3 protein-coding genes are annotated in these 5091 nt (G+C 59.0%); all 3 read left to right on the top strand.

The window, feature by feature from the left end:
• The first annotated feature begins 85 nt into the window (after window positions 1–85).
• Window positions 86–3598, top strand: coding sequence for a hypothetical protein (locus EDF71_RS24740; protein WP_166656650.1), 3513 nt, complete (start codon window positions 86–88; stop codon window positions 3596–3598).
• A gap of 14 nt (window positions 3599–3612) precedes the next feature.
• Entirely contained in the window at window positions 3613–4566 is a 954-nt protein-coding gene (locus tag EDF71_RS24735; RefSeq protein WP_133859175.1) for a hypothetical protein, read from the top strand.
• A partial coding sequence (locus EDF71_RS24730; protein WP_133859174.1) for a hypothetical protein occupies window positions 4547–5091 on the top strand: 545 nt, incomplete at its 3' end. The genes EDF71_RS24735 and EDF71_RS24730, both read left to right, overlap by 20 nt.

Raw genomic sequence — 5091 nt, 5'->3', positions numbered from 1 at the left:
CTGAGGCAAACTACTGGCGGCACGTTGCCCAAACTGTGCAGGCTGACACCTGTACTTCAACTAACTAGCCTCCACCAAAACCGGTGTGATTCACATCGACAGCATCTACAAGTCTGCGGATGCCGTGGGCGACATGGCTGACCAGCAGGATGCGGCAAATGCATCCTTTGGCAAGTCCAAGGTGGCCATTGCTGAGATGGTGGCTGAGCAAGCCAAGATGGCCGCTGCGAACGCAAAGGACGCCGGTCCATGGACTCCTGAGCATGTTGCCGCCCTGAAAGCGGTAGCAGATCAGCACGAGCGGTATGTGGAGTCGCTGCGCAAGGGGGAGTACATCGCAGCAAGTCGCAAGTACGACGACGACATTCAGGCAGCTCGGGACGAGCTTCAAATCCAGCAGTACAGCATGTCTCTGCTGGGTGAACAAGAGCTGAAGCGCAACAAGATGATTGCCGTACGCAAGTCGGAGATCAAATTGGCGCGTGAGCTTGCCGAGATCGAGAAGACCTACATGGGGCGTACCGATGAGGCCTCGATAAAGCAACGCACTGATTTGGAGCGCAAGGCACGAATCCGCGCTGAGGAAGAACTGCAAGGGGAGCTGGGTCAAATCCAGAACCAGTACATCAATGAGCAGGTGCAGAAGTACGACCAAATCTTCTCGCAGGGCTTCGCCGACATGCTCAACAACGGCAAAGATGGCTGGAAGAGCTTTACCAAGAGCCTGACTACGACGTTCAAGACCCAGGTAGCGGACCAGATCTATCAGATGTTTGCGCGGCCTATCGTTGTGCAGCTGGTTGGCTCGCTGCTTGGGATGACCAGCGGCGCTGGCGGGATCTTGGGCGGACTGCTGGGCGGCAGCTCAGGCGGTGGCGGCCTAGGCGGCTTAATGAACCTTGGTTCTGCCGCAAACACCGGCTATGGCCTGTACAGCGGCAGCACGTTTGGAACGGCAGGCAGCGCCCTGACGAACTTCGGCACCTACACCGGCACCAACTGGGCTACTGGCCTTGGCATGCAGCTTCAGGGGCAGGCTCTCCCTGCTTCCATGATGGGCCCAGGCTCCGGAGTGGGTGTTGGAAACGGAGGTGCAGGGGGGGCGGGAATTGGCGCTGGAGGGGCTGCAGCCTTTGCGGCTGTCATAGTTGCCGCCTACCTGGGGGGGATGTTCAAGGAGGAAAAGCAAGTCGGCAGCGGTATCACCGGCGAGCTGGGCGGAGACCTATACGGCTACCAGCTGATGCGCGAGAGCGGCGGCCTGTTCGATGGACCCGACTACCGCTATGTGGTGGCCGAGAAGGAAATCGAGAAGTCCAAGGCAGAGATCGAGCGCCTGAAGAAGGAGATTGCCGAAAACCCCGGTGATGCGCGCAATGGATACCGTGAACGGCAGCTCCAGCAGCAGTACAGCCGCCTGGAGATGCTCTCGCAGTATGACGGGTCAATCGAGGCCTCCAAGGGCCCCATCAAGATCCTGCAGGATGCCTTTACGGCTATGCGCGAGGATACGGCAGCCCGGGCGGACAGCCTGAAGCTGGACGGGGATTCGATCCGCGCCATGAAAGTGACGCTGGGGCTCGACGAGATCCACCCTGACACCGGTGGCAAGGGGTTGGAGCTGACAGGCTTGAGCCAGGAGGAGGCAGCAGCGAAGATCCAGGCCGCTTTGGCGCAGGCCAATGAGGAAATGGCGCGCTCGGTGCTGGGCACCTGGCAGGAGCAGACCCGCGAAATCACCCGCATGGTGTGGGACAACGTGGAGCTGCCCTCTGACGGCGACACCCAGCAATATGGGCGCGTAGGCCGGGAAGTAACGGAGACGATCACCGAGCAAGTCTTCGTGATGAGCGAGTATGTGCGGGCCGGTGAAACGGCAGTGCAGGCGCTCACCCGTTTGTCTGACTCGCTTTTGAGCGTGAATACCGTCTTCGACATGCTGGGCGTGACCCTGATGGATACCTCGTTGGCAGGTGCAGACCTGGCCTCGGACATCATTGATGCGTTTGGTGGCGGGGAGCAGTTCTCAGCAGCGACCGGCAACTACTACGACAAGTTCTACTCGGACCAAGAGAAAGCGCAGAACCAAGCGCGATTGCTCAATGAGCAGCTCAAGAAGCTGGGCGTAGAGACGATGCCTGCCAGCCGTGAGGCACTGCGGGAATACATCAACGGCATTGACCTGTCGAGCGAAGAGGGTCGCAAGCTCTACGCCAGTCTGTTGGGCCTTGTCGATGTGTTCGACATGATCTACACGTCTGCCGAGAACATCGCCAGTCTGAAAGAGGACCTGAACCTGCAGCTGCTGCGCGCTCAAGGCAATGACGCGGAAGCGTTGCGTCTGGAGCGCGAAAAGCAGATCAAGGAACTGGAGAAGTACAACGATCCGGAGCTTGTGCGCATGCAGCGCGAAGTGTGGGCCGCAGAGGACAAGACCAAGGCAGATGAAGAAGCCAAGCAGGCTGCAGAAGCTGCCAAGGCCTTGGGCATGAAGAACCTGGAAGCAGCTGTCTCCCGTGAAAAGGAGTACTGGAACCAGTTCACTGCTGACGCCAAGGATGCGCTGTCAAAGGCATCGAGCTACTTCGATCTGGTGACCAATGCGGCAAGCACGCTGCGCGGTTCGGTTGAGGACAGCGCAAGCTGGTCGGCTGCGGCCGGCATGGTGTACATCGAGCAGGCTTTGGACCGCGCCCGCAAGGGTGGGGGGCTGTCGGACCTCGACGCAACCAAGTCGGCCATCGAAGCGGCTACTGGTGGTCTGGTCATGGACAACTACGCCACCCAGGCGGAGCTGGACTATGACAAGAAGGTCCTTGCTGGCCAGTTGGACGAGCTTGGCGGGTATGCGGAGTTGGCGAAGTCGGATGCACAAAAGCAGATCGACCTGGCCACCTCGCAGATCAAGCGCCTGGATGACACGCTCACGTTCTGGAAGGAATACGGCGAGACCCAGGTGAATGCCACGCTGAGCGTCACTGACGCCATCAAAGCGCTGGAAAAGCTGATGTTTCCTGAAAAGGATGCGGCAGAAGGTGGCGGATCGGGCGCATCCAGCGGCAGAGGTGGCGGAAGCTTTGGTGGCGGTGGTGGCTACATCATTGGCAGCAACTCGTCGGAGTCGATGTTTGAGGGCTACTTGCCTGATGGGCGACCAGTCTACAAAGACGGCTCCATTGGCACAGCGATGGGCAACACGGCCAGTCAACTCGCAAACGGCAAAGACCCATACAGCAACTACCCCGACTACTCGGGTAGCGGGAAGGTTGTGTATGACGAGGAGAAGGGGCTGTACGTCCCCAAGCTCAACGTTGGCACCAACTACTTGCCAAGCGACATGCTTGTGCTTGCCCACCAGGGTGAGCGAATCATCCCGAAGGCTGACAACCATGCGCTGATGGCGGCTTTGAGCAACCAGGGCGGCTCTGCTGTGCAAATGGCGGAAGTCGTTGCAGAGTTGCGCGCCGTCAAGCAAGAGCTGCAGGAGATCAAGGCAGGGCAAGGGGAGGTCGCCTACCAGGCACGCAAGACAGCCGCTGTCCTGTCCAGTGTTACTGATGGCGGTCTGGGCATGCGCAACCAGGCAGCTACTGCATAAAAGGAGAGCGAACTATGCTCGTTTTGTCGCCCATCACCATCACCGATTCCATGTTCATGGCCGGGTCTATCCCGGACGTGGATGTGGATGCTGGTGAGAAGGCGTGGGTATCTGGTCAAGTCGTGGCCGAGAAGGATGAGAGGGTGCATAACAAGTACGTATGGAAATGCGCACATGTGCCACCCGATCTGACCATTTCGCCCGACAAGGACGGCAACAACTGGCAAAAGATGCGCCCATCCAACAAATGGGCCTCCTTTGACAAGTACCCCAGTACAGCGCAGGTAGGCAGAAAAGGCCGGGTTGATCAAGTTATCAGGCCCGGCTTTTTTAATGGCCTAGCGCTTGAGAACTTGAAGGGCTCGCGCCTGGAAATACTGATTACCGATGGGGTTGATGGTCCGAATCTTCGGCCGCCTGTCTCAGTGCCGCTACGGGTGCGACCTGCGGGCTGGAAGAGCTACTGGTTTGGCCGAAAGCTGCAGATCACGAAATACCGCCTCGACAAACTGCCGCTCAACCCAAACGCAGTGATCCACATCACTGTCACGGGCGCAGCAGATGAAGAAGTTGGCATTGGGTGGCTGAGCATCGGTGACTGGATCAACTTCGGCATTGCCAAGCGGGGAATCCAATCCGGCACGCTCTACGGGGCCAAGGCTGAGATCGAGAACTTCGCTGGCCGCAAGGACTACGGAGACGGCACTTTTGACTTGGAGCCGCGTGGCGCTGCCGTGAATCTGACGCTGCCTGTGATGGTGGATGCGAGTGAGGGCAATCGGTTGTTTGATGTTGTCAGACGGCTGATGAACAAGCCTGTTGCAGTCTATGCCAGCGCTCGTGACCGTGATCGCTTGTTATCGACAGTGGGCCTGGTATCCACGGACTTCACCCGAGAAATTACTGAACTGACGACGCTCAGCGTCTATGTGAAAGGAGTCTTGCAATATGACAGTGCAGCACTTTGATGGATTTACCCCACTGCCGCAGTATCCGACTCCGGAGATGGATGACGGCCCTTACGGCGAGCTCGCGTTGAAAACGACGCAGGCATACCCAGTGATGATTGATGAGATGACCACCGCTGCAGGGGTCATTGAGAACAACGCTGAGGTTGCCCAGCAGCAAGCCCAGCGCGCCGTAGATGCAGCCACCGATGCAGCCCAGGTGCAGGACATCGTGCTGGGCGCGGCCAACTTCAAAGGCAACTACGCAGACTTGGCGGGGGCGCTGCCAATGCCTGCAACCGTCAAGCACGCGGGCCGTTTCTGGCTGCTAACGCGCAATCTAGCCAACGTGGCTGCTGATGTGCCGGGTGTGTCAACAGCGTGGACTTCGCTGGACAGCGGGCAAGTGGTCACGCAAAAGATCACGGCCAACACCGTGGGCATCGCGGGCGTCAAGTACCTGATTGCAGGGCCAGGCGTCACGCTCACCCTGCCTGCGGCCTGGAACAAAGGCGACCGCATCGGCTACCAGCTCGTCGCGCCCGT

It is taken from the genome of Comamonas sp. JUb58 (assembly GCF_004364775.1).
Taxonomy (GTDB): Bacteria; Pseudomonadota; Gammaproteobacteria; order Burkholderiales; family Burkholderiaceae_C; genus Comamonas.
The sequence above is the reverse complement of the archived record's forward strand: the minus strand, read 5'-3'. Positions and strand labels throughout refer to the sequence as shown.